22 protein-coding genes and 1 tRNA gene are annotated in these 25,282 nt (G+C 67.0%); 17 read left to right on the top strand and 6 right to left on the bottom strand.

Annotated elements, in window-relative coordinates:
* The first annotated feature begins 145 nt into the window (after positions 1–145).
* The 9 genes from GKO32_RS02320 to GKO32_RS02280 are packed head-to-tail and all read left to right on the top strand — an operon-like array spanning position 146 to position 8,410.
* Positions 146–1,405, top strand: coding sequence for an MFS transporter (locus GKO32_RS02320; RefSeq protein ID WP_154755042.1), 1,260 nt, complete (start codon positions 146–148; stop codon positions 1,403–1,405).
* Positions 1,405–2,115 (top strand): alpha/beta fold hydrolase, encoded by a 711-nt coding sequence (locus GKO32_RS02315; RefSeq protein ID WP_166459333.1) that lies wholly within the window; start codon positions 1,405–1,407, stop codon positions 2,113–2,115. The genes GKO32_RS02320 and GKO32_RS02315 overlap by 1 nt, the downstream gene beginning before the upstream one ends.
* On the top strand, positions 2,112–2,858 hold the full coding sequence (locus tag GKO32_RS02310; RefSeq protein WP_154755040.1) for an SDR family NAD(P)-dependent oxidoreductase: 747 nt from the start codon (positions 2,112–2,114) through the stop codon (positions 2,856–2,858). The genes GKO32_RS02315 and GKO32_RS02310 overlap by 4 nt, the downstream gene beginning before the upstream one ends.
* A 17-nt stretch (positions 2,859–2,875) precedes the next feature.
* The gene (locus GKO32_RS02305; protein ID WP_312867431.1) at positions 2,876–3,493 is read left to right on the top strand and encodes a nuclear transport factor 2 family protein; all 618 of its coding nucleotides are present in this window, start codon (positions 2,876–2,878) and stop codon (positions 3,491–3,493) included.
* Positions 3,494–3,501: 8 nt separating this feature from the next.
* Positions 3,502–4,332, top strand: a complete 831-nt coding sequence (locus GKO32_RS02300; RefSeq protein ID WP_166459332.1) for a sugar phosphate isomerase/epimerase family protein — start codon at positions 3,502–3,504, stop codon at positions 4,330–4,332.
* Positions 4,329–5,204 (top strand): intradiol ring-cleavage dioxygenase, encoded by an 876-nt coding sequence (locus tag GKO32_RS02295; protein ID WP_154755037.1) that lies wholly within the window; start codon positions 4,329–4,331, stop codon positions 5,202–5,204. The genes GKO32_RS02300 and GKO32_RS02295 overlap by 4 nt, the downstream gene beginning before the upstream one ends.
* Positions 5,201–6,259, top strand: a complete 1,059-nt coding sequence (locus GKO32_RS02290) for a maleylacetate reductase (protein ID WP_154755036.1) — start codon at positions 5,201–5,203, stop codon at positions 6,257–6,259. Before GKO32_RS02295 ends, GKO32_RS02290 begins: the two co-directional genes overlap by 4 nt.
* Positions 6,260–6,294: 35 nt before the next feature.
* Positions 6,295–7,644 (top strand): MFS transporter, encoded by a 1,350-nt coding sequence (locus GKO32_RS02285; RefSeq protein WP_154755035.1) that lies wholly within the window; start codon positions 6,295–6,297, stop codon positions 7,642–7,644.
* Between the two features lie 13 nt (positions 7,645–7,657).
* Positions 7,658–8,410, top strand: a complete 753-nt coding sequence (locus GKO32_RS02280; protein ID WP_154755034.1) for an SDR family NAD(P)-dependent oxidoreductase — start codon at positions 7,658–7,660, stop codon at positions 8,408–8,410.
* 1 nt (position 8,411) lies between these two features.
* Here GKO32_RS02280 and GKO32_RS02275 read toward each other — a convergent pair whose 3' ends face one another.
* From GKO32_RS02275 to GKO32_RS02265, 3 genes are read right to left on the bottom strand one after another with little or no spacing between them, the layout of a single operon-like run.
* Entirely contained in the window at positions 8,412–9,065 is a 654-nt protein-coding gene (locus GKO32_RS02275) for a nitroreductase family protein (RefSeq protein ID WP_246243046.1), read from the bottom strand.
* A complete protein-coding gene (locus tag GKO32_RS02270; RefSeq protein ID WP_154755033.1) occupies positions 9,062–9,946 on the bottom strand; it encodes an alpha/beta fold hydrolase in 885 nt (294 codons plus the stop codon). The genes GKO32_RS02275 and GKO32_RS02270 overlap by 4 nt, the downstream gene beginning before the upstream one ends.
* Before the next feature lie 53 nt (positions 9,947–9,999).
* The gene (locus GKO32_RS02265) at positions 10,000–10,959 is read right to left on the bottom strand and encodes a LysR family transcriptional regulator (protein ID WP_154755032.1); all 960 of its coding nucleotides are present in this window, start codon (positions 10,957–10,959) and stop codon (positions 10,000–10,002) included.
* A 109-nt stretch (positions 10,960–11,068) separates the two neighbouring features.
* Between GKO32_RS02265 and GKO32_RS02260 the strand changes: the two genes are divergently transcribed.
* Together GKO32_RS02260 and GKO32_RS02255 are read left to right on the top strand one after the other, a co-directional pair.
* Positions 11,069–11,938: an alpha/beta fold hydrolase gene (locus tag GKO32_RS02260; protein WP_312867430.1), complete on the top strand. Its 870-nt coding sequence runs from the start codon at positions 11,069–11,071 to the stop codon at positions 11,936–11,938.
* A complete protein-coding gene (locus GKO32_RS02255) occupies positions 11,935–13,347 on the top strand; it encodes an MFS transporter (RefSeq protein WP_312867429.1) in 1,413 nt (470 codons plus the stop codon). The genes GKO32_RS02260 and GKO32_RS02255 overlap by 4 nt, the downstream gene beginning before the upstream one ends.
* A 33-nt stretch (positions 13,348–13,380) precedes the next feature.
* Here the strand turns inward: GKO32_RS02255 and GKO32_RS02250 are convergent, their stop codons facing one another.
* Entirely contained in the window at positions 13,381–13,734 is a 354-nt protein-coding gene (locus tag GKO32_RS02250) for an ArsR/SmtB family transcription factor (RefSeq protein ID WP_154755125.1), read from the bottom strand.
* A gap of 140 nt (positions 13,735–13,874) precedes the next feature.
* Here GKO32_RS02250 and GKO32_RS02245 point away from each other — a divergent pair, with 140 nt between their 5' ends.
* From GKO32_RS02245 to GKO32_RS02230, 4 genes are all read left to right on the top strand, one after another.
* Positions 13,875–15,068, top strand: a complete 1,194-nt coding sequence (locus GKO32_RS02245) for an MFS transporter (RefSeq protein ID WP_154755030.1) — start codon at positions 13,875–13,877, stop codon at positions 15,066–15,068.
* 309 nt (positions 15,069–15,377) lie between these two features.
* The gene (locus GKO32_RS02240; protein WP_208024240.1) at positions 15,378–19,037 is read left to right on the top strand and encodes an ACP S-malonyltransferase; all 3,660 of its coding nucleotides are present in this window, start codon (positions 15,378–15,380) and stop codon (positions 19,035–19,037) included.
* Positions 19,034–20,518 (top strand): hypothetical protein, encoded by a 1,485-nt coding sequence (locus tag GKO32_RS02235; RefSeq protein ID WP_154755029.1) that lies wholly within the window; start codon positions 19,034–19,036, stop codon positions 20,516–20,518. The genes GKO32_RS02240 and GKO32_RS02235 overlap by 4 nt, the downstream gene beginning before the upstream one ends.
* A gap of 128 nt (positions 20,519–20,646) precedes the next feature.
* A complete protein-coding gene (locus GKO32_RS02230; RefSeq protein WP_376765920.1) occupies positions 20,647–21,345 on the top strand; it encodes a response regulator transcription factor in 699 nt (232 codons plus the stop codon).
* Here the strand turns inward: GKO32_RS02230 and GKO32_RS02225 are convergent.
* Entirely contained in the window at positions 21,319–22,407 is a 1,089-nt protein-coding gene (locus tag GKO32_RS02225; protein ID WP_154755028.1) for an Lrp/AsnC family transcriptional regulator, read from the bottom strand. The two genes, GKO32_RS02230 and GKO32_RS02225, sit on opposite strands and share 27 nt — an antisense overlap.
* A gap of 79 nt (positions 22,408–22,486) precedes the next feature.
* Here GKO32_RS02225 and GKO32_RS02220 point away from each other — a divergent pair, with 79 nt between their 5' ends.
* Positions 22,487–23,392: an NADP-dependent oxidoreductase gene (locus tag GKO32_RS02220; protein WP_312867428.1), complete on the top strand. Its 906-nt coding sequence runs from the start codon at positions 22,487–22,489 to the stop codon at positions 23,390–23,392.
* 46 nt (positions 23,393–23,438) lie between these two features.
* Positions 23,439–24,863 carry a hypothetical protein gene (locus tag GKO32_RS02215; RefSeq protein ID WP_154755027.1) on the top strand — a complete coding sequence of 475 codons (1,425 nt, stop codon included), beginning with the start codon at positions 23,439–23,441 and terminating at the stop codon, positions 24,861–24,863.
* Between the two features lie 311 nt (positions 24,864–25,174).
* Here the strand turns inward: GKO32_RS02215 and GKO32_RS02210 are convergent.
* A tRNA-Arg gene (locus tag GKO32_RS02210) sits at positions 25,175–25,248 on the bottom strand.
* Positions 25,249–25,282: the final 34 nt, after the last annotated feature.

Genomic DNA, 25,282 nt, shown 5'->3' with positions numbered 1-25,282 from the left:
TGGCAACGAGTGCTGGTGCCGGATACGGGTCACAGCTCAGGATCGCCTGAGTCACCGCAACTCCACCGCAGGACAAGGAGGTTCTGAGGATGCCGAAAAACACTGGCACAGCCCGGAATCGCAGCGCCACTGAGTGGGAGATGTGATGACCGGATTCTGGACACGACAGGGCATCGTCCCGAACCTCCGCTGGGGGTTCGTGGCCCTCACCCTGTTCATGATCGGCGACGGAATCGAGTCCGGCTTCCTGTCCCCTTACCTGGCCGAGCACGGGTTCGGCTCGGGTCAGACATCGCTCCTGTGGGGCAGCTACGGCTTCGTCGTCGCCATCGCGGCCTGGCTCTCGGGCGCACTCGCCGAAGCATTCGGTCCCCGCCGCGTGATGCTCGCCGGCTTCGCGATCTGGGTCGTTTTCGAGATCGCGTTCCTGATCGCGCTGGCACCGGGGAACTTCACGTTCATGCTGATCAGCTTCGGCATCCGTGGCCTCGGATATCCGCTGTTCTCCTACGGTTTCCTCGTCTGGGTCGCCATGGACACCCCGCAGTCGGTGATGGGCAAGGCCGTGGGCTGGTACTGGTTCTTCTTCGTGCTCGGCCTCGGCGTGGTCAGCTCCTACTATGCGGGCGCGGTCATCCCGCTCATCGGCGAGTTCGCGACACTGGCGTCCTCGCTGGTCTTCATCGCCGTCGGCGGGCTCCTGCTGGCGTTCTTGGTCAAGGCACGCAAGCAAAAACCGGTCAGCCTCGGCACCAGCATGCGGTCGATCCTCAGCGCGTTCACGATCGTCGTCGAACGACCGAAGGTCGGTATCGGCGGCATCGTCCGGGTGATCAACACCCTGGGTTTCTACGCCTTCGTGGTGTTCCTGGGCACCTTCATGATCCAGGACGTCGGGCTGTCCACGCCGCAATGGCAGACGGTTTGGGGAACACTGACGCTGACGAATATCCTCGCCAACATCGTGTTCGGCTACCTCGCCGACAAGGTCGGTCGCGTTCGGACGGTGGCGTGGTTCGGCGGATTCCTTTGTGCCATCAGTGTTCCCGCCTTCTACTATGTGCCGAAACTGCTCGGCCCGAACTTCTGGGTCATTCTGGTGGTCGGCATCGTGTACGGCGCCGCGCTGTCGGGTTTCGTCCCGTTGTCGGCGATCATGCCCGCGCTGGCCCCGCATCGGGTCGGCGGCGCCGTGGCCATCCTCAACCTCGGCGCGGGGGTGAGCCAGTTCCTGGGACCGGCCGTGGCCGGGCTGGTGGCACCGATCGGGGTCGCCGGAACACTGTGGACGATCGCCGGTATCTACGTCGTCGGCATCGCACTCACCTACGGCCTGCGCGAACGAGTGTCTACTGTGGACAATGCGTCCACAGTAGACCATGACATGGTCGAGAGGAGCGCATGATGAGCACCTTCCCCACCATCGTTCTCGTGCACGGAATGTGGCACGGCGGCTGGGCATGGGAACGTGTCGCGACGCGCCTCGAGGACGCCGGATATCCCTGCGTCCGGGTCACGTTGCCGGGCAAGGAACGCGCGCCCGGTGACCCCACGTTCCGCGGCCACTGCGACCATCTCGTCGAAGTCCTCGCCCGCATTCCCGGTGACGTCGTGCTGGCCGGGCACTCGTATTCCGGGGCCCTGCTGACCGAGGTCGGCGACGCGCCCCAGGTGCGCGCCATGATCTACGTGAGCGCGTTTTGCCTCGAACCCGGGGAATCCGTGGCGTCGGTCAACGACGCCGAGGCCGGATCGCAAGCCGGCAAGGACGATATCCGGCAGGTGGGCGACTATCTGGTCATCGACCCGGAGACCGCCCGGCACGCGTTCTACCACGACTGCACGCCCGCCGACGCGACGAGCGCGTCCGGACGCCTCACGCCGGAACATGCCGGCGCACGGGTCGCCGTCATCTCCCGTGCGGCATGGCGGACGGTGGCATCGCATTTCGTCGTCTGCACGCTGGACCGCGCCTGCACACCGGAGGTCCAGCGCATGATGGCGGCCCGCGTCGGCTCGTCGAGCGAGCTCGAATCGGGCCACTCCCCGATGCTGTCGATGCCGGACGCCCTGGTCCAGACCATTATCAAGTTCACAAAGGAGCACATGTCATGAACGCACCTGTCGCGATCGTGACCGGCGGTGCCGGCGGGATGGGCATGGCCATCGCCACCGTCCTGCTCGGCGACGGGTTCCGGGTCGCGCTGCTGGATCGCCGTGATGCCAAGGAAGCCGCCGGCCGGCTCACCGGTGAGGTCATCGGCATCGCGGCAGATGTCACGGACGAGGAGTCGATCCAGGCCGCCATCGAGCAGGTGGACGTCACGTGGGGCAGGGTCGACGCGCTCGTCAACAACGCCGGGATCGAACCGCCGCATACGGTGGAAACCCTGGAGCCGGCGACGTGGCAGGCGACGTTGGAGGTCAACCTGACCGGACCGGCGCTGATGATCAAGCACTGTATTCCGTTGTGGCGGCGTCAGGGCGGCGGCCGGGTGGTCTCGATCGGCTCGCGCGTGTGGCTCGGTGGCGGGTCGACGCCCGCATATTCGGCGTCGAAAGCGGGGCTCGTCGGCCTGACCCGGGCCGCGACGCACGAACTGGGCCGGCTCGGGGTCACCGTCAACGTCGTCGCGCCGAGTTTCGCGCACACGCAGTTCAACGCGCAGAAGGCTGATCCCGAATTCCTCGAGGAATTCGCCGTCCGGTTCGCCGCAGCCTCACCCCTTGGCAGGCTGGTGGAGCCGGTGGACGTCGCGAATGCGGTGGCATTCCTGGTATCCGATCGGGCCCGGAACATCACGGGTGAGGTCATTCACGTGGCCGCCGGCACCCAACTGGCGCCGGCGATTCAATGACAAGGAGGGTGGAGAACGTGTCGACAAGTCTCGAAGACAGGCTGGCACTCCGCGAACTGGTCGACAACTGGGCCGTCTGGCGCGACGCCGGTGACTGGGACCGCTTCGCCACGGTCTGGCATCCGACCGACGGGTGGATGACCGCCACCTGGTTCCAGGGGCCCGCGGCGGAGTTCATCACGGTCAGCCGCGAGGGTTTCGACCGTGGCGTGAGCATCCTGCATTTCCTGGGCGGACACAGCGCCGACGTGAACGGCGACCGGGCCATTGCCCAGACGAAGATGACGATCAATCAACGCGCGAGCATCGACGGGGTCGACGTCGACGTGCTGTGCACCGGCCGGTTCTACGATTTCTGTGCCCGGTACGACGGCGAGTGGAAAATCGTGCGCAGGCAACCGATCTACGAGAAGGACCGGCTCGATCTCGTCGACCCGTCCGCGCGGCTGGCGCTCGATCCCGAGCTGCTGCACCGGTTCCCCGCCGGTTATCGCCACCTCGCCTACCTGCAGACCAAAGCCGGGTTCAGCGTCAAATCCGGGCTGCCGGGGCTGACCGGTGCCGCGGTGCGGCGCCTTTACGACGAGGGCGCGAAATGGCTGGCCGGCTCGGCAAACCCCGGCGACACCGAATGAGCAACGAGATGACGACGAAAACACTGAACTGCAGCGCGAGCACATTGCGTTTCGCCGACCTGCCGACCCGGATCGCCGTCGCGGCCGATGCCGGATTCGGCGGTATCGGGCTGCGGGTGACCGATTACCTCGACGCGAATATGGCCGACGGGCAGATCCGGGATCTGCTCGACCAGCACGGTCTGCGGGTGCTCGAACTGGAGCACAACTGGGACTGGGCACTGGGCGAGGACCCGGCGGAGGAAGCGATGTTGACCTTCGCCGACCGGATCGGGGCACGCCACCTCAACGTCCCGATGTTCGCCGCGCATCCACTGGCGGATCTGGTGGAATCGTTCGGTGCATTGTGTGACCGGGCGGCCGGGCACGGCGTGCTGGTCGGCTTTGAATTCCTTCCCTACAGCCAGGTTCGCACCCTGCGCGAGGTGTGGGAGATCGTCTCCGCCGCGGACCGGCCGAACGGCGGGATCACCATCGATCTGTGGCACTGGTTCCGTTCCGGCGCCAGGCCCGAAGAACTCGCCGATATTCCGGCGTCGATTATCACGACGGTGCAGCTGTGCGACGTGCTACCCGAACCGCGTCCCGATATGACCGACGAGGCCCGCCACCACCGGCAGCTTCCCGGCCACGGCGCCGGGGACACGCTCGGCGTGCTCCGTGCCTTGCGGGACAACGGCATGACCGCGCCGGTGTCGGTGGAGGTCTTCTCCGACGAACTCGACGTACGCCCCCCGGCGGAAACGGCCCGGCGCGCGTTCGACGCGGGCGTCGCGGTCCTCGAGCGCGCCGGATACACCGCGCCGTCGTGGACGACGACCCGCGAGGAGGCCCGATGAGCAAGGTGTCCTTTTCGGAGGAAGCCTCGGTTGAGGTCGTCACCGAAAGCTTCGCCGACACACCGGATCCGCGCCTCAAACACATCCTCACCAGTCTGGTCGAGCATCTGCACGCCTTCGTGAAGGATATCGAGCCCACCGAAGCGGAATGGGAACAGGCGATCGGCTTCCTCACCGCCACCGGTCACCTGTGCGACGACACCCGGCAGGAGTTCGTGCTGCTCTCCGATGTGCTCGGGGTGTCCATGCTGGTCGACGCGATCAACAACCGGAAATCCGTGGCCGCCACCGACACCACCGTGCTCGGGCCGTTCCACATGGTCGAGTCCCCGCCACGGGACCTGGGCGCGAACATCTCGCTGGACGGCAATGGTGAACCGTGTGTGTTCGCCGGGCAGGTCCGCTCCTCGGACGGGACTCCGCTGGCCGGTGCGCGGGTCGATGTGTGGCAGGCCAACGGTGCCGGATACTACGACGTTCAGCAACCCGATGTGCAGCCCGAGCGCAACCTCCGCGGGCTGTTCGAGACCGACGAGCGCGGCCGTTTCTGGCTGCGCACGGTGGTTCCCCGCTACTACCCGATCCCGGACGACGGACCGGTCGGCCGGCTGCTCACCGCCACCAAGCGGCATCCCAACCGTCCCGCGCACATCCACGTCATCGCCGAAGCTCCCGGCCACGCCTCGCTGACCACTCACGTTTTCGTCGAAGGCAGCCCGTATCTGGATTCGGACACGGTATTCGGGGTAAAGGAGTCGCTGATCCGGCCGGTGACGAATGTCGACGATCCGGCTCGCGCCGAGCACTACGGCATCGCGAACCCGTTCCGGCTCATCGAGTTCGACATCATCCTGGACCCGGTGCGGCCATGACGCACGATTTCGTCCACGAGAGCCGGCCCGGCCGGGTCGTCTTCGCGGTGGGGGCCAGAACCCGGCTGCCCGAAGAGATCGACCGTCTCGGCCTGCGCCGGGTGATGGTGGTGTCCACACCGGACCAAGCGAACCACGCCGCCGAGCTCACATCCCCGCTCGGCGACCGGATCGCGGACCTCCATGCGCACGCCGCCCGGCACGTACCGGTTCCGGTGGCGGAGAAAGCCGTCACCCGAAGCCGGGAAATCGGCGCCGATGGTTGTATCGCCATCGGTGGTGGCTCGGCGATAGGGCTGGCCAAGGCCATCGCGAAAGATACCGGGCTGCCCATTATCGCGGTGCCGACGACCTATGCTGGTTCGGAGATGACGCCGATCTGGGGCCTGACCGACGCCGAGCGCAAGACCACCGGCCGGGATCCCCGCGTACTTCCGTCCACTGTGGTCTATGACCCGGAGCTGACCCTCACCCTGCCCGGCAAGCTTTCGGTGACCAGCGGCATGAACGCCCTCGCACATTCCGCCGAAGCGCTCTATGCTCCCGACGGCTCACCGATCGTCGCGTTGATGGCGGCGGAATCGGCCCGCGCCCTGGCCGATGCGCTGCCCCGGGTGGTCGCCGATCCACGGGATATCGATGCCCGATCGGACGCCCTCTACGGGGCCTGGCTCGCCGGTAGCGTGCTGGGCGCCACCACGATGTCCTTGCACCACAAGCTTTGTCACATCCTCGGTGGCACGTTCGACCTGCCGCACGCCGAAACCCACACCGCGGTACTCCCGCAGGTGCTCGCCTTCAATCTCCCGGCCGCGCCACAAGCGCGGGCCGCACTGGAGAGCGCGTTCGGCGCCGAGCCGGCCGGGCACCTGTTCCACCTCGCCGGAAGCCTCGGTGCCGAAATGTCGCTCAAGGCACTCGGCATGCCGGAGGACGGCGTGAAAACCGTTGTCGCGCAAGCACTTTCCGCACCGTATGCCAACCCACGGCCTGTCACCGGTGCCGATCTCGAGCACATCCTGGGCAACGCCCTCGCGGGCGTAGCACCCGTATAGCGCCGCCGCGCTTTACCCTGTCCAATGGAGGACACATGCCCACCTTCGATCTGCAGAGTGTCATCGACCGGCACAAGGTCGGCCGCCTGCAACGCCGGATCCTGTTGCTGTGCCTTGCGGTCGTGACCCTCGACGGGATCGACGTCGCGATGGTCAGCTATATCGGCCCGTCGCTCATCAGCGACTGGCACATCACGAAAGCGCAGCTCGGCCCGGTCGTCACGAGCGGGCTGCTCGGCCTGGCGCTCGGTTCCCTGTTCGCCGGCCCGCTCGCGGACCGGCTCGGCCGGCGCAAGGTGATCCTCGCGTCGCTGATCTTCTTCGGGCTGATGAGCGCGGCCACCGCGCTGACCTCGGACATCCTGTGGTTCTCGATCCTGCGGGTGCTCACCGGTTTCGGTCTCGGTGCCGCACTGCCCAACGCGACGACACTGGTCTCCGAATACGCCCCTTCGCAGCGGCGCAGCCAGATGATGGCGCTGACCTACTGCGGGATGACGCTCGGCGGCGCCGTCGCCGGCTACCTCACCAACCTGTTCGTGCAGGTCGCGAGCTGGCATTGGGCCATGGTCGCCGGTGGTATCCTCCCGCTCGTGTGTGCCGTGCTCGTCGCCGTCGCGCTGCCCGAGTCGCCGAAGTTCCTTGCCCGCCAAGAAGAACGGCGGAGCGAGCTGGTCACGCTGATGAACCGCGTGGTGCCAGAACAGTTCACTTCGGACACTCTGTTCACGCTCGACGAACCGGCGGTCGCCGCCAAGGTCCGCGTCGCCGGGCTGGTCACCAGCCGCTACCGGATCGGGACGCTCACCATCTGGGTCGGCTTCGTCTGCGCCTTCTTCATCGTGTACCTGATGAACAGCTGGATGCCGATCCTGATGACCGACGTCGGTTTCTCGCTGACCGCCGCCGCGACGATGGGGCTGCTGTTACAGGCCGGTGGCACGCTCGGAAACCTCGGTATCGGCTGGCTGATGGACCGTTTCGGGCTGCACCGCACGGTCGGCATCGCGATGGCCTGCGCCGCTGCCCTGCTCGTCCTCATCGCCCTCGCACCCAAGCAGGGCCTGGTGCTCGGCACGTTGGTGTTCGTCCTGGGCATGTTCACCAACACCGTCGGCACCGGGTTCCCCATTCTGTCGGCCGCCTTCTACCCCACCTCGATCCGCGCCACCGGCACCAGCTGGGCCACCGGCATCGCCCGGTTCGGCGCCATCGGCGGTGCGGCCGCGGGCACCGTGCTCGTCGCACTGGGCTTCAACTACCGGCAGGTCTTTCTCGCCCTGCTCATCCCGGCCGCCGTCTGCATCATCGCGCTGACCGTCAAGGCACGGTATGCGGCCAAGGAAGCGGTGCCGACGGCACAAGAACTGACCCGCGCCAGCTGAGAAAGGGATTCCCATGCGCCTGCAAGAAAAAATCGCCCTGATCACCGGTGCATCCAGCGGAATGGGACGTGCCACCGCAGAACGGTTCGCCCGCGAGGGCGCGACCGTGGTCGTCGCCGACATCGTCGACGAGGACGGTGCCGCCGTGGTCGAGAAGATCCAGGCCACCGGCGGCCGGGGACACTACCTGCACCTGGACGTCACGGACGAGAGTGCGTGGACCGCCGTGATCGACGAGGTCCTCACCCGGTTCGGACGGCTCGACGTGCTGGTCAACAATGCCGGGATCAGCGGCACGTTCGACCCGGATCTGACCAGCACGCAGTTCTTCGATCAGCTCATGCTGGTCAACGCGAAGGGCGTCTTCCTCGGCATCAAGCACGGTGCCGCCGCGATGGCCCGATCCGGCGGCGGCTCGATCGTCAACCTGTCCTCGATCTCGGCCTCCGTCGGCCAGCTCGGCGTGCATCTGGGTTACGGCGCGTCCAAAGCCGCCGTGAAGTCGATGACCAGGACGGCCTCGGTGCATTACGCCGATGACGGGATCCGGGTCAACGCGGTCGCACCGGGCATGCTGCCGCCGATGCGGACCTCCCGCGGCTCGGCCGACCCGGTGTGGCGGGCCAAGCAGATCGACGGGGTGCCGATGAAACGAGCCGGCGAGGTGCGGGAGGTCGCCGACGTGATCCTTTTCCTTGCCAGCGAAGAAGCTTCTTATGTGACCGGGGTGGAAATCCTGGTGGACGGCGGGCTGACCGCGGTCTGATTCACCACTTGTCCCAGTGCAGGACGTCGTCGACCGGGATCCTCGGTGCCGCCCGGAAATCGGTGCCGACCGTGTGCGCAACCGGGATCACGGCCGCCTGCATCACGGTGTCGTACGGGATGCCGAGCAGTTCGGCGACTTCCCGTTCGACCGGCATGTTGCCGGTGGTCAGGACCGTGCCGAGGCCGTGCAGCCGGGCGGCGAGCATGAAGCTCCACACGGCGGGGAACAGCGACCCCCACTTGCCCGCCTGCCGGTCGGCCCCGAGCCCATCGGTCCGGCCCTCGATGCACGGGACCACCAGCGCGGGCACCCGGTGCAGGTTCTCGGCGAGATGACGCAGACCGCTCCACACCCGCTCCATCGACCCGGGCCGGACGTAGGCGCGTTCCATCGCGTCTGTCGACATAGGACGATCACCCTGGCCGAGTCCCTTGCGCCACAAGCGGGCCAGTGCCGCGCGTCGCTCCGGGTCGGTCACGACGACGAAGCTCCAGCCCTGCTCGTGACGCCCGGTCGGGGCCTGGGTGGCAAGCTCCACGCAGCGCCGCAGCAACGCGGGATCGACGGGCCGGTTCAGGTCGAGCCGGTAGCGGACCGACCGGGTGGTGGTCAGCAGCTCCTCGGGCGTGAGGTCGAGCATGGGAAAGGTCATCGGGTTCCTTCCTTTGCCTTGCGCAGGAACGTTTCGACAGCCAGCACCAGTTCCTCGGGTGCTTCCTCCGGAACGTAATGTCCACCGGGAACCGCATGACCGCACACCGCGGTGGGATCGGCGTGATGTTCCTGCCAGATACGCACGACATCGCGTCCACCGAGTCCGCCCGCGGCGCCCCACAGGACGAGCAGCGGCGCCTGCACCCGGATCCCCTCGGCGTGGTCCGCCTGATCACGTTCGAGATCAGAGGAAAAACCGGTCCGATAGTCCTCAAAGGACGCCTTCAGCTTCGCCGGATCGCTGAACGCGGCGACGTAGTGCTTGAAGGTTTCCGGGTCCACGGCACCGGATTCGAGCACGCCGGCGAAGAAATGGCCGAGATACGCCTCGACGTTCCCCGCAACCAGTTTCGCCGCCAGCTCCGAATTCCGGTGAAAGAACCAATGCCACATCGCACTCGCCGAGTCACGGTCGAAGGTGTCCATGACGACCCTCGTCGGCAGGATGTCCAGCAGTACCAGTGCCTCGATGTCCGAAGGACGGTCCAGCGCCCAGCGGTGCGCGACGCGAGCGCCGCGGTCGTGCCCGATCACCACCGCCGAGTCGAAACCCGCATGCCGGATCAGGCCGCTCAGATCGGCGGCGGTGGCGCGCTTGTCATACGCGCCGGAGCGGGCCAGGCCCGAGTCTCCGTACCCGCGCAGGTCCGGCACGATCAGGGTGCGGCCACGGCTCAGCGGCTCCACCACGTGACGCCAGCACGCGTGCGTCTGCGGCCATCCGTGCACCAGCACAGCAGGCTCCGGCCCGTCCCCGACGACGCGGTAAGCCAGCTCGACGTCGCCGAGGTTCACCGACTCGAGCGTGTCCCAAGGCATGGTTCTCCCCTTGCGATCATGGGTGTTTTCAGTGACCACAGTGGACGCACCGGTCAGGACACGCCAAGCGCCGGTTGCCGCCCAGTGGCAGCCGGGTGCCGGGCGAGCAGGTCGTCGAGCCTGCCGCCGACATCCGGGCAGTTCTGCCGCACCACCGAAAGAAACGCGGCGAGCACCGGTGAGGAATCGGTCACCCGGAACGACATCTGCAGATCCGGCAACCGGAAGCGGGGTTCGACGTCACAGAACCAGATGTCGTTGCGGGCGATGAGCCGCATCCGGTCGGGCCCGAGCCCCACGCCGGCACAACACGCGGCGAGCCCGGCGATCGTGTGGATGTCCCGCGCTATCGCGGCACCGTCGAGGGGGTCCGGTTCGAAAAGCGACCTCAGATAGGAACCCGCCGCGTCAGCACTGACCACGAGCGGTTCACGGGCCAGCTGCTCGATCTCGACGGACGGGCGCCCGGCGAAGGGATGCACCGTGGACACCACCGCCACCAGGTGGTCCGCGCCGATGGGCACGGTGACCAGATCCTCGGCGCCGGCGCCGCGCGGGGCGCCCCGCCCCACCGCCACGTCCAGCTCACCGGCGAGCAGCGCGGCCGACGCAGCCGAGCTCTCCAGTTCCTGGAGCGTGAGCCGGACCTTCGGATGGGTGCGGCGGAACCGGCCGATCACGCCCGGCAGCGGGGCGAGCAACGCGGAGCCGATGAAGCCGAGCCGCAGCCGTCCGGTCTCGCCGCGTGCCGCCCGGCCCGCATCGACGCGGGCGAGGTTCATCTCGGCGAGCGCGCTGCGTGCCCTGGTGAGGAACGCCTGCCCGGCGGCGGTGGGGAAAACGCCATGGGGTGTGCGGTCGAAAAGCCGCTCGCCGATTTCCCGTTCGAGCGCGGCGATCTGGGTGGACAGCGGCGGCTGGGCGATACCGAGTGACTTGGCGGCGCGACCGAAATGCTGGTGCTCGGCAAGGGCCAGTGCGTAACGAAGATGACGAGCTTCCACACAGGCCATGATACGTCCAAAGTATTGCGAAGGCACTCGTCAGATAAAGCGGTAGATGATGGGTGGCTGGTGCTGTGCCATGGTGACGTCAACGAACACGCTTTCCGAAGGGGTCCACGTGAACCGTCCCTCGTCATCCGAGACCGTCATCCTGCTGGTGCACGGGGCCTGGCATGCCGCGCAGCACTGGGCGTCAACGCAGCGGTTCCTCGCCCGCCACGGCCTGGCCAGCGTGGCCATCGACCTGCCGGGAGCGGGGCTGGACGCCCCGGCCCCGACCGGGTACTTCCAGCCCGGCCAGCCTGGGCTCGACGGCGAGAAGTCGGCCCTGCACGACGTCACGATGCGGGACACCGCCGAGGTCGTGCTCGACGCGCTGGTCAGCGCCCGCACGCGGTACCGCAATGTGGTCGTGGTGGGGCACAGCGCCGGGGGTGCCGCGGTTTCGGCCGCCGCGGAGCAGGCGCCCGAACTCGTCGACCGGCTCGTGTATCTCTCCGCGTTCGTGCCGGCTGGGAGGCCCCGGTTCGCCGACTACATCGAGGCCGGGGAAAACGCCGACGCCGTCCGGGTGCCGCCGATCGGTGATCCGGAGAAAATCGGCGCGGTCCGGATCAACCCGCTTTCCCCCGACCCGGCTGTGACCGGCGTGATCCGCAAGGCCTTCCTCAACGATCTGCCCGCGGACAGCCCGGAATCCTGGCGCCAGTTCCTGCACCCGGATCTCCCGTTGTCGACCGTGAGCACTCCGGTCCCCGTCACCCCCGAGCGCTGGGGACGGCTCCCGCGCTCCTACGTCAGGTTGACCGACGACCTCGCGCTGCCACCGGTGACCCAGGACCTGATCATCTCCGAAGCCGACCAGCTGACACCGGACAACCCGTTCGGCGTGCATTCCCTGCCGGGCGGCCACTCGCCGTTCGTGACGCGCCCCGGCGAACTGGCGACAGTCTTCGCGACGATCGCCTTGCAAGGCGGCGCCCGGTGACCGTGCTGCGTTCACCGGCGCTCGCCTCGAAACTCCTTCTGCCCATCATCTTGTCCGGTACGTTCGTCCAGCTGTTCAGCGTGACGGTCATGCAGGTGGGCGTCGTCGACATCCGGCGGGATCTGGGCGCCGGAGCCGGCGAGAGCCAGCTGGTTCTCGCCGGCTACACGCTCACCTACGCCTGCTCGCTGATCGTGTCGGCGCGGCTGGGCGACCGATACGGCTACCGGCGCATGTTCATCACCGGGATGGCGTTGTTCACCGCCGCCTCGATCGGCGCGGCCGCGGCACCCGACGCCTGGGTGCTGATCGTCGGCCGCCTGCTACAGGGTTTCGGCAGCGGGCTGATGGCGCCGCAGATCCTGTCGATCATCCAGTCCGCGGTGCCGCCGCACCGCAGGCCTGCCGCACTCGGCGCGTTCGGGGCGACCATGGCGGCGGCCTCGCTTGCGGGCCCGGTGCTCGGCGGCGTGCTGCTCCAGCTCAACCCGCTCGGCCTCGGCTGGCGAGCGGCGATATTGCTGACGGTGCCCATCGGGATCGCGGCGCTCGCACTTTCGCCCACCATTCCATCCGTCCACAGTGGACGAGAGAGGAGGCGCGTCGATCCGGTCGGGGCAAGTCTGAGCCTGCTGGGCTTCGCGCTGCTGGTGTTCCCGCTGACGATGGGACGGGACGCGGGCTGGCCACTGTGGACATGGGTGAGCCTCGGACTGGCCGTAGTGCTGCTGGCCGGGTTCGCGATTTCCCAGCGCAGGGTGGCCGATCCGCTCGTGCATCCGTCCACATTGGCCGAACCGGCGACGAGGTGGGGTCTGGGCATCGTGCTGGTCTTCAACGCCGCCGTGCCGTCTTTCACACTGCTGCTGTCGATGCACCTGCAAGGCGCGCGGGGCTGGAGTCCACTTGAGACTGGACTGAGCGTCACCCCGTATGCCCTCGGTGCGCTGGCCGGTAGTGGGGTCGCGAACAGCCTGGGCCGCCGGTTCGGTCCCTGGGCACTCGCCGCGTCCTCGCTCACCTTGGGCCTCGTGTCGCTCGTCGTGCCGGTGACCATCGGCGATCACCACCTGCTGTGGGTGTACTGGCTCGCGCTGTGCGCCGGTGGCGTCGCCTTCGGGGTGTTCACCGCGTCGGCGTTCACCCAGATCATCGAGCGGCTCCGCCCGGAGGCGGCAACCTCGGTCTCGGGTCTGCTCCCGACCGCACAACAACTCGGCGGGACGCTGGGCGTCACGTTCGCCGGCATCGCTTATGCGGCGCCCGCCGGGAACGCCGAAACGGCACTGTGGCACGCGATGACCTACGAGGCGGCGACTTTCGCGGTGGCCGCGTTGTTCGCGGCCGGCCTGATGAACCGCCGCGCGACCCGGGTGGCACCGGCTCGCCCATGCGCGGGGATGTCGTAGCGAGAACCGCCCGCAGCCAGCGGCGCCTGCGGGTCAGGTCCGGTCGCCGACCTCACTGGCCATGAGATCGAGCAACTCGCTGATGCGTTCCTCGTCGCGACGGTAGTGCGTCCACTTGCCGACTCTCGTCGAGCGCACCAGACCGGCTCGCTCCAGCGTGGCCATGTAGGCGGACACGGTGGACTGGGCCAGCCCGGTCCGCTCCTGGATGTGGCTGACGCAGACGCCGACCGTGTACGGATCGGTGATTTCCGGCTGCACCGGGAAGTTCCGCTCCGGCTCACGCAACCAGCGCAGGATCTGCCACCGCACCGGGTTCGCCAGCGCCTTGAGCGCCTCCACCACGGTGGACGAGTCCTCGGACGTGTTCGTTGCGACCACGCTCATCACGACGTAGCCACCCCCTTCACTGCCGCCGTCAAGGATAGCCGCCGTCCGCAGCCGGGTGACACGCTTGACAACTCGCATCGTAATTCTGCGATACTACGATGCGTTCTCGCGTCGTAGGGTAACGGAGGGGTAAGCACATGCCTATCGGGCTCATCGCCCTAGCACTGGGCGGGTTCGGGATCGGGCTCACAGAGTTCGGGATCGTGGGCCTGCTCCCGGAGATCGCCCGTGACTTCCAGACCTCGGAATCCACGGCCGGTCTTCTCGTCTCGGGCTACGCGCTGAGCGTCGCCATCGGGGCGCTGCTGTTCACCGCGGCACTCGCCCGGTTCGACCGCAAGAACGCCCTCCTCGGCCTGATGCTCCTGTTCATCGCCGGCAACCTGGTCTCGGCCGTGGCCCCCGGCTACGGCGTGCTGCTCACCGGCCGGATCGTCGCCGCACTGTGCCATGGCGCGTTCTTCAGCGTCGGCGCCGTGGTCGCCTCCGATATGGTCGCGCCGAACAAGAAGGCGAGCGCGGTGGCGCTGATGTTCGGCGGGCTGACCGCGGCCAACGTCCTCGGCGTGCCACTGGGCACTTTCCTCGGCCAGCAGCTGGGCTGGCGTTCGACCTTCTGGGCGATCACGGTCATCGGGATCATCACGCTGATCGGTATCCAGATTCTCGTGCCCAAGACGCCCGCCGCGGCCGGCACCAGCCTGCGGCGCGAACTGTCGGTGTTCCGGCGTGGGCAGGTCTGGTTCTCGATCCTGCTCGGAGTGCTCACGTTCGGTTCGGTGGTCGGCGCGTTCACGTATATCGCGTTCACCCTGACCGAGGTGAGTGGTTTCGCGACCACCGCGGTTCCGTGGCTGCTCGTGCTCTTCGGGGTCGGCACCTTCGTCGGGAACTTCGTCGGCGGCAAGGCTGCCGACAAGGCACTCGACCGGTCGCTCATCGGCATCCTGGCCGTGCTGACGGTGGTTCTGGCCCTCTTCGCACTGACCGCGCACAACCAGATAGCCACCATCATCGCCCTGTTGCTGATGGGCACGGTCGGCCTGTCCGGTGCACCGGGACTCCAGGTACGGGGCATGAAATACGCCCAGGACGCCCCGAGCATGGCGTCGGCCGCGACCATTGCCGCCTTCAACGTGGGCAACGCCATCGGCGCCTGGATCGGCGGGCTGACACTGGCCGCCGGGCTGGGCTTCGTGTCCCCACTCTGGGTCGGCGCGGCACTGGCCTTGGCCGGCTTGGTGGTCGCCATCGGCGCCGCCGCGACGGCACGCCGGCAGGGGCCGCCGGTACCCGCGACACCCGAAGTAACGATCGAAGAGCGTCTCTGACCACGGCCCGGATCCGGCCCCGGAAGGCGAATGCCTTCCGGGGCTTTTTCTTTTTCTCACTTGACAGCAAGACGTTCTGACATTTCCTGACATACGCCGTCTCGGGATTTTGAAAAGATTGACAAAGCAACGGCGACTTCGTCATTCCCCGGTATTGAAAACGCGTGGATCGATAGCCACTATTGGATGGCGCTGCCGTCATGTGGATCAATGGTGAATTCCACCCGCCACCTAGGGGAAAGTCGATTCATAATGACCTCAACCGATGCTTCCTGCGTTAATGTAATAACGGGCAGGGAAAATTCCCGATTGATTTCCCCACACAGCCCGATACACCCGGAAATACGGCTCGCCGGGTTCTTTCCCGGCCTGGGCAGCCGATCGTTCTACCGGGACATCGGCGGTCAATTACCGCACTCCGGTTCGCCGGAAATCGCCGCCGTATACGAGGAGGCCGCCGACGCTCTGGGGCTCAGCGGTCCGGCGGCGATCGAGTCACTGGCGGTCGACCCGGCCGCGGGACGGCTCGACCGCCAAGGGGCGCTCGGGGCCGGCGTCCTGGTGCACAGCCTGGCATTGCACGTCCAGTTACGGGCGCGGGCCGCCGCGGCGGGATATCCGCTGGATTTCCTTGTCTACACTGGGGAAAGCTTCGGAATTCTCGCCGCGGCGGTGGCGGCAGGCGCGCTGACAGTGGCGGACGGTGCCCGGATCGCTCGTACGTTCACGCCTTTGGTGCTGCTCAGTGCCGGGGAGCGGGACGGCGGCCGAATGCAAAACGAACTGCTGCCCTATCTGCCTGACTCGGTGCGCCATCGACCGGTCTCCGAACCACACCATGTGGTGGGCTTGCGCGCTACGACCCGCGCCGATCTCGCCTCCGCGGTGGAAGGGCTGCGGTTACGGTTCCCGGCACACGAGGTCGAATTGCACAAAAGGTACTCGGCACGACAGGCGAACTTCTACGTCCGCGGCGGCGCATACGGCGAATTCGCCGAGTTCATGCGGGCCAACAATCCCGGTGTCGGAGTACTCGAACTCAAAGCGCCCACCACGTTTCTCGCACATTCGGCACGAATGCGGCCGGCACGGGGCGCCTTGCGCGACTATCTCGCGGCCAACAGAATCGAGTTCACCGCGCCCAGCGTGCCCATACTGTCCAACAGCGGCGGCGGACTACTGCGTTCGGCCGACGCGGTGCAGGATGCGGTGCTCGCCATGACCGACCTCGTGATGGATTCCCGGACCACCTGCCGCGAGCTGGGCCGCATGGACCTCGACGCCATCCTCGAACTGGGCCCCGGCGGCAAATCGATCGAACTGTTGCACGACAACGAATCGCCGGCAATCGTACGGACCGCCCCGCTGTCGGCGCCTGACGCCGACCGGTTCGGCCGTTCCCTCAGTGTGGTCGGCAACCTGCTCAGCCACCTGACACAGCTGTACTCGTCCACGGGCCCCACCGACCTCAGCGTGCTCCGGCGGGCCGTCCGGGCCACCGCGACCGACGACTTCGGCCGTGCGTTGCTGTGCCGGAAGATTGCCGTGACGAGCGGGTGGCCGCAGTCGACCGCCCCCGCGCGGAGCTCGGCATTCGTACGTGGTGTCGAGATCGTGCAACACACGTTGCAGCACAGCGCGCTGATCCGGCCGGAAGCCGGCGAGCTGGTGGTCCGGGCCCGGCTGCGTAAAAGACTGTGCACCGAGCTGCCGCCGGTCCCGGGCAGGACGCAGCTCGAACTGACCGTATCCGGGCCGGATGGAAACACCAAGACCCGGCTGATCGACACCGATCTTCCCGAGGTGCAGATCGTCCACTTCGGACAACCCCATGGCGCGGACGAGACGACTTTGCGTTTGTGGATAAGGCAACTGCTGGAGTCCGGGCCACGACAACGGGAAAGATGTGGCTTCCTCGCCGGAGCATCGAAGCCGGCCGGTGACGAGCTGGCGATCATCCACCAGTACCTGCTGTTCCACGAGCTGGCCGACCAGCGTCCCGGGTTGTTCGAGCACAGCGACCTGTGCCTGCACGCCGGTGATCGTGTCGGCTGGCTCAGCGCGCTCGCCGTATCCGGCGCCCTCTCGATCGCCGATGCGCTGGCGCTGCACCGCGGTGAGCGCACCGACGACGAATTGCCCGGCCTGGTCGGGACCGCGGCCATCCCGGTCATTTCGCCGCACGGAATACCGATGCAGTCCCGGCGCGACGTGCTCGCTGCCGTACGCACAGTGCTGTCAGAGCCCGGGATACGCCCCGCGGGCTTGCGGTTGAACGCCAACTGTCACGCCATCTCGCTCGGCGGAAAATTGAACGTCGGCGATATCGATGCCGGCCCGTCTGCCGTGCAGGTGGTCACCGTGTCCGGTCCGGACGACGTCCGAGTACGGCGTGACAGTGCGCTCGACCGGTATGAGCTCTCTTGCCAGCTCCGGCGGACCAGGGAAAACACCATGGTGGTCAACACCGCGAAGCACCGGCGGATCACCATCGGGACGGTCAACGCCTACGTCCGGCCCGCTGAGTCGATCGTCGGTTTCGGTGACGGCGGCAGCGAATCGATGACGATTTTCCTTCTCGAGGACGGGCAGGACCAGGTCACCGTCCGGAAGATCCTGAGTGAATCGCTCACCACAGCCCGATGGGATCCGCGCGGCGCCGGTGTGATGCTTCCGCCGTTCGCCAAAGCGCGGAAGCAGGCCGAATTCCTGGACGGCCTGCCTGATCCGGTGCGCCGGTATTTCCCTCGGGTACTCGAAACCCGGGAGCGCCGGATCCACACGCTGACCGCGGAACACGGGTACCGCTCCGACCGTGAAGTGATCTACGAAATGACCTACGTCGCCGGCGAAGAGGTCAGCGGATTCGTGCGCCGGTACTCGCCGCCGCCCGCCGTGATCGCGCGCCTGTACGAGCAGATCATCCGGGTGTTGCGGGACCGAGTTCACAGTATCGGCCGGATTCCCGCGCCCGGGGAGACGCTGGAGACCTCCTACTTCCGCAAGATCGAGGATCGGCTGCAACTGTGCCGCCGGACGGCCCCCAAGACGTTTGGTCCGGCGCTGCTCGACAGCGAGTTCATCGTCATCGACGGCGCCTCCTATCTGAATTCGGCCGCGCTGCTGCGGCAGTTCCGGGAGAACCCGCTGTTCCGGGAGGTGCTGGAACCCCGATACCACTCGCTGGTCGTCGGTGACACCAACACGGAGAACATCAAGATCGGTGACACCCGTTCCCTGCTGCACGCCCAGCGGGTGATCGAAAGCGGCGGCAGCGCCGCGGCGGTGGACGCAGCCGTGCAGGCGATCACCGAGGAATCACTGGACCTGCGTTTCCTCGACCCTCGGGCCATCGGCTTCGCCGGCACCGGACGCGAAACCCGCGACGATCCGATGTACGACAACAAACCGTGGCACAACTCGATCGGCCACTACGACGAAATCCATTACGAGCATTTCTCCCTGTCGATGGACACGACGCCGGCAGCACCCCGGATCGCAATCCGGTTCACCACGGGCAATCCATACCAGCGGTCATACCGGGTGCGTGACCTGGTCGCGAACGGCGGCCGGGCGGACCATCGCCGTCCCCGTGGCCTGGAAGACCACTTCGCGCCGGTGATGAGCGCCGCGCTCGATCTCGCCGATCCCGACCGTTCTCATGAACGGAGCGATCCGTTCTGGCTGGTCAGATTCGTCTTCATGATGGGCCAGCATTTCACCGCCATGCCCCCGTTTCATTTCCAGCGGGAACTCGACGGCACCCTGCTGGACAGTCACCAGAACCAGCGTCGCCCGATCGCGATCTATTGCGAAGGCATCAAATGGCTCAACTGGAGCCTGCAGATGTTGCAAGGCAGACGCACGGATTTCCTGGGAATCCCGGTGGCATTGCCCGACGAACTCCGGATCGACTCCGGGACGGCGCCGTCCATCCCGCAAACTACTGAGGGGAGCTCCATCGCATGAGGACGCCCAGCGTCAAACCTCCGGTGACCGGATTGGCGGACCTGCGGACCGAAAGCAGGATCATCGCCACGCCGTGGAGCAGGATGGTGCGCGGTATCGGCCTCGGCCAGCATCCGGTCGGCTACGACGCGGCCGCCGCCGACCGGATACGCCACACCTTCGCCGCGTTGTCGGCACGCGGGGTGGAGCAGAATGCCTATGCCCGGTTCGCCCGGCTGCTCGCCGAATTCGCCTTGGAGCACGCCGTATCGGGCGCGGCGGACCCGGCACGGATGCAGGAGATCGTGGCGCAGGCACAGGCACACCCCAACCCGTATTTCCGGGTCATGGCCTGGTGTATCGCGATGGACGCGTTCGGCAAGCTCGGACTGGGCGACGAACTGATTTCCCTTCCGGGCACGGATATCGCCGGCGAGTTGCCCGCCGCCGTTGACGCCATCGAACCGGACCGCATTCGCGACGAGAACTCCGGCAGGCATGGTCACTACGAGCGATTGTCGGCGTCGTCGGCTATGTTTCTCGCGATGGCGCAACTCGGCCTCGGACACCGGCTGACGAGTGGCCGTCGCAACTACCTGCTCGACGCGCTGGACCTCCTCGACAGTGTGCCCTCACCGTTTTTCCGGGGACGTGGCGGCTCCGTCCTGATGTCGGCAGTCGCACTGCTGGGCCACGAGGACCTGTGGCGCGCGGGCGGCCGGGACCGGATCGCGGAAACATTGAATTATCTGGACCGGTCAGGCCCCGGCGTGACGGTTCCGGTTTTCCCGCAACCCATGTCGCGGGCGTTCGTCGAGATCTACCCGCTGCTCACCATGCTCAATACCATCGCGATGAGCGGCAGGGCCACGGAATATCTGCACCACGGGCGGGATCGGCTCGCACAGGCCGACGAGCTGTTGCGGGCACTGCGCCCGGTGGAGCGCACGCATATGGGGCTGTACTACATAATGGCGCTGCACAACCTGGGCCGACTGGAAGATCAGCTGCCGGCATATGACGATTTCGTCGAAGAACTCGTCGGCGAGTGGCGGAACATCGACCCCGGGAGGAACTACTTCCTGAATGGGATTTCCTACGCATATCTCATCCAGGCCGCGGTGTTCACCGGCCGGTCCGACTTGGTGACCGACGATTTCCTGAACCGCCTTGTTGACTGCTTCCCCGACCTGGACCGCACCGACGACGACCGGGTCAATCGCCCGTACCCGTTCGCTTACGCACTCAACGTGCTCGCCGAAGTGGGCCGTGATCACCTCCTTTTCGAGCCACGGCCCGCCTATGGTGGCGCTTGCGCGATCGACTGGGTGATCTCCCGGCTTTCCCCTGGCGCACACCGGGAACCTCGGCTCTACATGCTGCACCACGCGCTCATCGGTTATGCGCTGCGGCTGCGTTCGCCCGCACCGGAGGCGCCGGTGTTCCGGAATTTCCGGTTCGCCGCAGACAAACTCGCGACGGGACGCGCAATACGGGACTGAGGTCTGCTGCGATCGGCCCAAAGAACTGCGACGTGCGCCGCAAAAAATGCAATTTGCAGCCGAGAGTGTGCTACCTTGAACGAAGCTCCACAATTTCTGTCTGCATACTTTGTCATTATCTGGGGAGGATGGCGAGTGTGGTATTGATGAGGCGAGTTCTTCTTGTCGATGCCGCGAAATCAAAATCAGACTTGGCCGAATTCTTGCGGCAATCGGAATGGGCGGTCGAATACGCCGGTCACGGGCGGTCGGCGGTGGAGCGGTTGCCGGATACGGATCTGGTGCTGCTTGGCACGGACTTCGTCGACCTCGATGCACTGGTAGTTTGCCGGACGATTCGCGCGAAAAGCCGAGTGCCCGTGATCATGCTGGTCGACCGGGACAGTGAAGGCGAGCGAATACTGGCATTGCAGACCGGCGCCGACGACTGCGTGCTCAGCACCTGCGGCCACGGTGAGGTGCTGGCCAGAATGGAGGCGGTGTTGCGCCGCTGCCGGCAGTGGCCACTGTCCGCGGAAAGCGAGCAGATCCTGCAACTGGGCGGATTGCGGATATATCTGGAAGACAGGGAAGTCTGGCTGGACGAACGGCGGATACCGACCACGGCGAAGGAGTTCGATCTGCTGCGGGCACTCGCGCTGCGCCCGACGGATGTGGTGTCCCGCAAGGAACTCATGGCCGGCGTGTGGAACTGCGATTCCCGTGTCCCGACCAGGACGCTGGATACGCATGTCAGCAGCCTGCGCGCGAAACTCGGTTCGAAGAACTGGATTCTCAATGTGCGGGGCGTCGGTTACCGGTTAGCCGTGCGCCGCGCCGATGGCTGAGGGCCGGCGGCCGGCACGTTTGACGACGCGGATCACGGGCGCGGTCTGGACCTCGTGGATCTGTGGCAGGGCACCGAGGCGTTCGGTCAGATATCGGTAGAGGTCCCGGCTGTCGCGGCAGACCGTGGAGATGAGCAGGTTGGCCGGTCCGGTGGTGGCGGCGCAGAAGGTGACTTCGGGGTGGGTGGCCACGGCGGCACCGGTATCGGCGAGGTGGGCGGGGGGCACGCTGGCCCACAGCCGTGCTTCGGCGTGGTATCCCAGCGCCGCCGCGTTGACGTCGAGATCGAACCGGAGCAGGTCGGCCGCGCGCAGTGCGTGGATACGGCGGGCGACGGTGGATTCGGACCAGCCGGTCGCGACGGCGAGTGCCGGATAAGGTGCGCGGCCGTCGACGGCGAGTGCCTCCAGCAGTGGCCGATCGTCGTCGGCGAGAGTGCCCGCGCCGGCGTCGTAGGCCGGCTGCAGGGCAGCGATTTGGTGTCTGGTAAGGGATCCTGGGCCTTCGAAGCCGTGCCGGGTGGTGCTGAACACGTGCAGCACACTGTGCGCGGTGACCGAAACGACCGGCGCGGTGCGGTGCAGGCGTTGCAGGATCGGCTCGTTACTAATCCGGCCGAAAGTAGGCGGACACGGTCCGCAGCGGACCTGCTCGTAGAAACCCGTTTCCGCCGTGGCTGCCGTCGGATTGGTAACGAACGGCACAGGACGTTCGCGTGCGGACCAGGCCCGCACACTGGCGCTGATCTCGGTGCCGCCGGAGAGCAGGCTGACCCATCGGGTGTCGTCGCGGCGGGCGAGTGCGTCGGCGACCTGCACGGCGGATCCGGGCTTGCACTGCATACGGACGACCCATTCGGCCCCGTCGAGGCGGCTCGAGTCGGTGATGCCCACGAGGTTGATCACCTTGCGCTCACGCAGCCGCACGTAACGGCGCGCGACGGTCCGATCGGATACGCCGAGCACATCCCCAATCCGCGCGAAAGACGCCCGCGCGTCGACGTGCAGGGCGTGCAGCAGCTTCCGGTCGACGTGGTCGAGTGTGACGGAATCCTTCTCCATAGTCGATATTGTGCCGGATTCTTGCAGTGTGGCTGGAAGTAGTTCAGGTTCCGGCGCTCAGCGCCGATCATGGAGAACTGTGAAAGCTGTGCGATTCGCCCGCTACGGCGGGCCGGAAGTCCTGGAATTCGTCGACGTCGAGGCGCCGCATGCGGAGGCGGGCCAGATCCGCATCGCCGTGCGTGCCGCGGGCGTGAACGGGCTGGAATGGAAGATCCGGCAGGGTCTGCTGGAGGAGTTCCAGCCGCTGCGGCTGCCGGCCGGTATCGGCGGTGACGCGGCCGGCGTCGTCGATGAGGTCGGTGACGGCGTCACGGATGTCCGGGTCGGCGATGCCGTTTTCGGTTCGGGACAAGAAACTTATGCCGAACACGCGGTGCTCACGTCGTGGGCGCCGAAGCCGGAAAAGGTGTCTTTCGAGGAAGCGGCCGGGTTCCCCACCCCGTTCGAGACCGCTCTGCGGGTGCTCGATGAGGCAGAAGTGCGGCGCGGCCACACGGTTTTGGTCAATGGCGCGAGTGGTGGCGTCGGGTCGGCCGCCGTCCAGTTCGCGGTCGATCGTGGTGCCACGGTCATCGGTGTGGCGGGTCCGTCCAATCAGGACTATGTCACGTCGCTGGGCGCCGTCGCGACCACCTACGGCCCAGGCCTCGTCGACCGGGCGCGTGCACTCGCCCCGCACGGTATCGACGTTGCCGTGGACGTGGCCGGTTCGGGTGTGATCAGCGAACTGATCGACCTGACCGGGGATCCCGGCAGGGTTGTCTCCATCGCCGACTTCACCGCCCCTGCCCACGGCGCCCGCGTATCGACCGGCTTCGGCCGGGACAAGACCCCGGCCCTGCGCGAAGGCGCCCGCCTGGCCGCCACGGGCCGGCTCACCCTGCCCGTGACGCAAACCTTCCCACTCCCCCAGGCGGGGGCCGCCCAAGCCGCAAGCGCAACCGGCCACGTCCGAGGCCGCATCATCATCACCATGCCCTGAAGCGATGTCCACCGGCGCTGAATCGCCGTTCGCTAGGCTGACGCGCATGTCTGGGGACCTGACGGAAGCCGAGCTAGCGCTGGTGCAAGCGGCACGCGTCGGCGAGTGGGCGGACCTTTCGGAAGCGGAAGATCAGCAGGTACGGGGTGTCGTCTTTCGTGATCTGGTGCTGGGCAGGCTCGGCGAGGTGGATCCGCGGGGAATCTGGCTCAAGCGCGCGCACCTTGTCGGTGGGCTGGACCTGTGCGACATCGAGACCCGGTTTCCGTTGCGGCTGCTGAGCTGCCGGACCGACGAGCCGGTCCAGCTCATCCGTGCCAACTTATCCACTGTGGACCTTACCGGGCTCGTGGCGCCCTACGTCGCCGCCCAGGAGGCGACGTTCGAACACAGCTTTACTTTGCGTGACGCGCGGCTGACCAGCGTTGGACCTCCCGCGCTGCACGTCGGAGGCAGCGAGATCGGCGGCCTGCTCAACCTTGCCAGGGCGCGCCTGGCCAATACGGATGGCGTGGCGCTGCAAGGTAGCAACGTACGTACGGGCGGAGGTGTGTTCCTCAACCACCGCTTCCGCGCGGAGGGCACGGGAGATCTCGGTGCGGTGCGGCTCTCGGGTGCGTCGATCGGCGGTCAACTCAACTTCACCGGAGCCCGAATCACAAATCCGGACGGGCCCGCGCTCATCGCCGACTACCTACGCACCGAGAGCAGCGTGATGCTTGGCCAGGGTTTCGTTGCCGAGGGACGGCAGGACACCGGCACCGTGCGGCTCGTCGGTGCTCGCATCGGCGGCAGGCTCACGGCCGAGGACGGCCTGGCGCGCGCAGCCGACCACGAGCACCTGGCGTTGAACCTGTCGCAGACATCCGTCGTCGGCGACCTGCTGCTGCCCGCGTCGTTCACCGAGGGCCGGCTCGATGTGAACGGCCTGACCTACGGCGGCCAGCCACGCCTCGCCACCCTCGACGAGTGGCTGGAGCTACTGACGACCCGGACGAACTATTACGCCAGCCAACCGTACTTCCAGCTCGCGACCGCGCATGCCGCTGCGGGCCACGAACGGGACGTCCGGCGCATCCATATCGTGCGGCAGAAGGATTTGCTGCGGCGCGGGCAGCTCGGATTCTGGGGCCGCCTGTGGCATCGCATCACAGGTCTGACTGTCGGCTACGGTTATCGCCCGGCACTCGCACTTGTGTGGCTCATCGGTACCGTGCTGACGTCGGTGCTGGTAACGGTGGTCGCTGCGCGGCCGACCGGATCGTGCTCGGTGGTGGAGCGGGTCGGGCCGGCACTGAGCACGGTAACGCCGCTCGTGAAGGCCGACACGCCCGCACGCTGCCTGGTCAACACGACCACGGTCACCGGGCAGGCCGTGCTCGTGGCGAACTGGGCGCTGCAGGCGCTGGCATGGGCGTTCCTGACACTGTTCGTCGCCGGCTTCACCGGCCTGGTCCGCCGGTCGCAGTAAGGCGCACCAAACCGGCTGTCCTCGCCCGGACGCCGCATCCTCGCTCAGCATTGAAAATCATCACCATGCTGGGCGCCTTCGAGGAGAGGGCCGCGGCGGGCCGCGTCCGTGAACCTGACGCTGCCAGGCGCCACCGCGGGCTGGCCCCGGGACTTCCGGTTCTCCTCACGGACGAGCCCGAAGTCTCCTTATCGCGAGCCGGCGGGGCCGCGCACCCGAAACGCCCGAACATCTCTTGCTGAAACAATGAGGCATAAGCATGTGCCAGCCGGGGCGATGCGTACCGCCACCGCCTCTGACCTGCACCGTTGCGCCCTGGGCAGGACTCGAACCTGCGACCTAGAGATTAGAAGGCTCTTGCTCTATCCGGCTGAGCTACCAGGGCCTGACGCCGACGGCCGCTGCAGGCGCGGTCACGT

Origin of the sequence: Amycolatopsis pithecellobii (genome assembly GCF_009707865.1) — a bacterium.
GTDB classification, from domain to species: domain Bacteria; phylum Actinomycetota; class Actinomycetes; order Mycobacteriales; family Pseudonocardiaceae; genus Amycolatopsis_E; species Amycolatopsis_E pithecellobii.
The sequence above is the reverse complement of the archived record's forward strand: the minus strand, read 5'-3'. Positions and strand labels throughout refer to the sequence as shown.

What these genes read in the sequence shown, in the direction of transcription:
- GKO32_RS02320 (WP_154755042.1), top strand. Translation starts at nt 146, where the DNA reads ATGACCGGATTCTGGACACGACAGGGCATCGTCCCGAACCTCCGCTGG.
- GKO32_RS02315 (WP_166459333.1), top strand. Translation starts at nt 1,405, where the DNA reads ATGAGCACCTTCCCCACCATCGTTCTCGTGCACGGAATGTGGCACGGC.
- GKO32_RS02310 (WP_154755040.1), top strand. Translation starts at nt 2,112, where the DNA reads ATGAACGCACCTGTCGCGATCGTGACCGGCGGTGCCGGCGGGATGGGC.
- GKO32_RS02300 (WP_166459332.1), top strand. Translation starts at nt 3,502, where the DNA reads ATGACGACGAAAACACTGAACTGCAGCGCGAGCACATTGCGTTTCGCC.
- GKO32_RS02295 (WP_154755037.1), top strand. Translation starts at nt 4,329, where the DNA reads ATGAGCAAGGTGTCCTTTTCGGAGGAAGCCTCGGTTGAGGTCGTCACC.
- GKO32_RS02290 (WP_154755036.1), top strand. Translation starts at nt 5,201, where the DNA reads ATGACGCACGATTTCGTCCACGAGAGCCGGCCCGGCCGGGTCGTCTTC.
- GKO32_RS02285 (WP_154755035.1), top strand. Translation starts at nt 6,295, where the DNA reads ATGCCCACCTTCGATCTGCAGAGTGTCATCGACCGGCACAAGGTCGGC.
- GKO32_RS02280 (WP_154755034.1), top strand. Translation starts at nt 7,658, where the DNA reads ATGCGCCTGCAAGAAAAAATCGCCCTGATCACCGGTGCATCCAGCGGA.
- GKO32_RS02275 (WP_246243046.1), bottom strand. Translation starts at nt 9,065, where the DNA reads ATGACCTTTCCCATGCTCGACCTCACGCCCGAGGAGCTGCTGACCACC.
- GKO32_RS02270 (WP_154755033.1), bottom strand. Translation starts at nt 9,946, where the DNA reads ATGCCTTGGGACACGCTCGAGTCGGTGAACCTCGGCGACGTCGAGCTG.
- GKO32_RS02265 (WP_154755032.1), bottom strand. Translation starts at nt 10,959, where the DNA reads ATGGCCTGTGTGGAAGCTCGTCATCTTCGTTACGCACTGGCCCTTGCC.
- GKO32_RS02250 (WP_154755125.1), bottom strand. Translation starts at nt 13,734, where the DNA reads ATGAGCGTGGTCGCAACGAACACGTCCGAGGACTCGTCCACCGTGGTG.
- GKO32_RS02245 (WP_154755030.1), top strand. Translation starts at nt 13,875, where the DNA reads ATGCCTATCGGGCTCATCGCCCTAGCACTGGGCGGGTTCGGGATCGGG.
- GKO32_RS02235 (WP_154755029.1), top strand. Translation starts at nt 19,034, where the DNA reads ATGAGGACGCCCAGCGTCAAACCTCCGGTGACCGGATTGGCGGACCTG.
- GKO32_RS02230 (WP_376765920.1), top strand. Translation starts at nt 20,647, where the DNA reads ATGGCGAGTGTGGTATTGATGAGGCGAGTTCTTCTTGTCGATGCCGCG.
- GKO32_RS02225 (WP_154755028.1), bottom strand. Translation starts at nt 22,407, where the DNA reads ATGGAGAAGGATTCCGTCACACTCGACCACGTCGACCGGAAGCTGCTG.
- GKO32_RS02215 (WP_154755027.1), top strand. Translation starts at nt 23,439, where the DNA reads ATGTCTGGGGACCTGACGGAAGCCGAGCTAGCGCTGGTGCAAGCGGCA.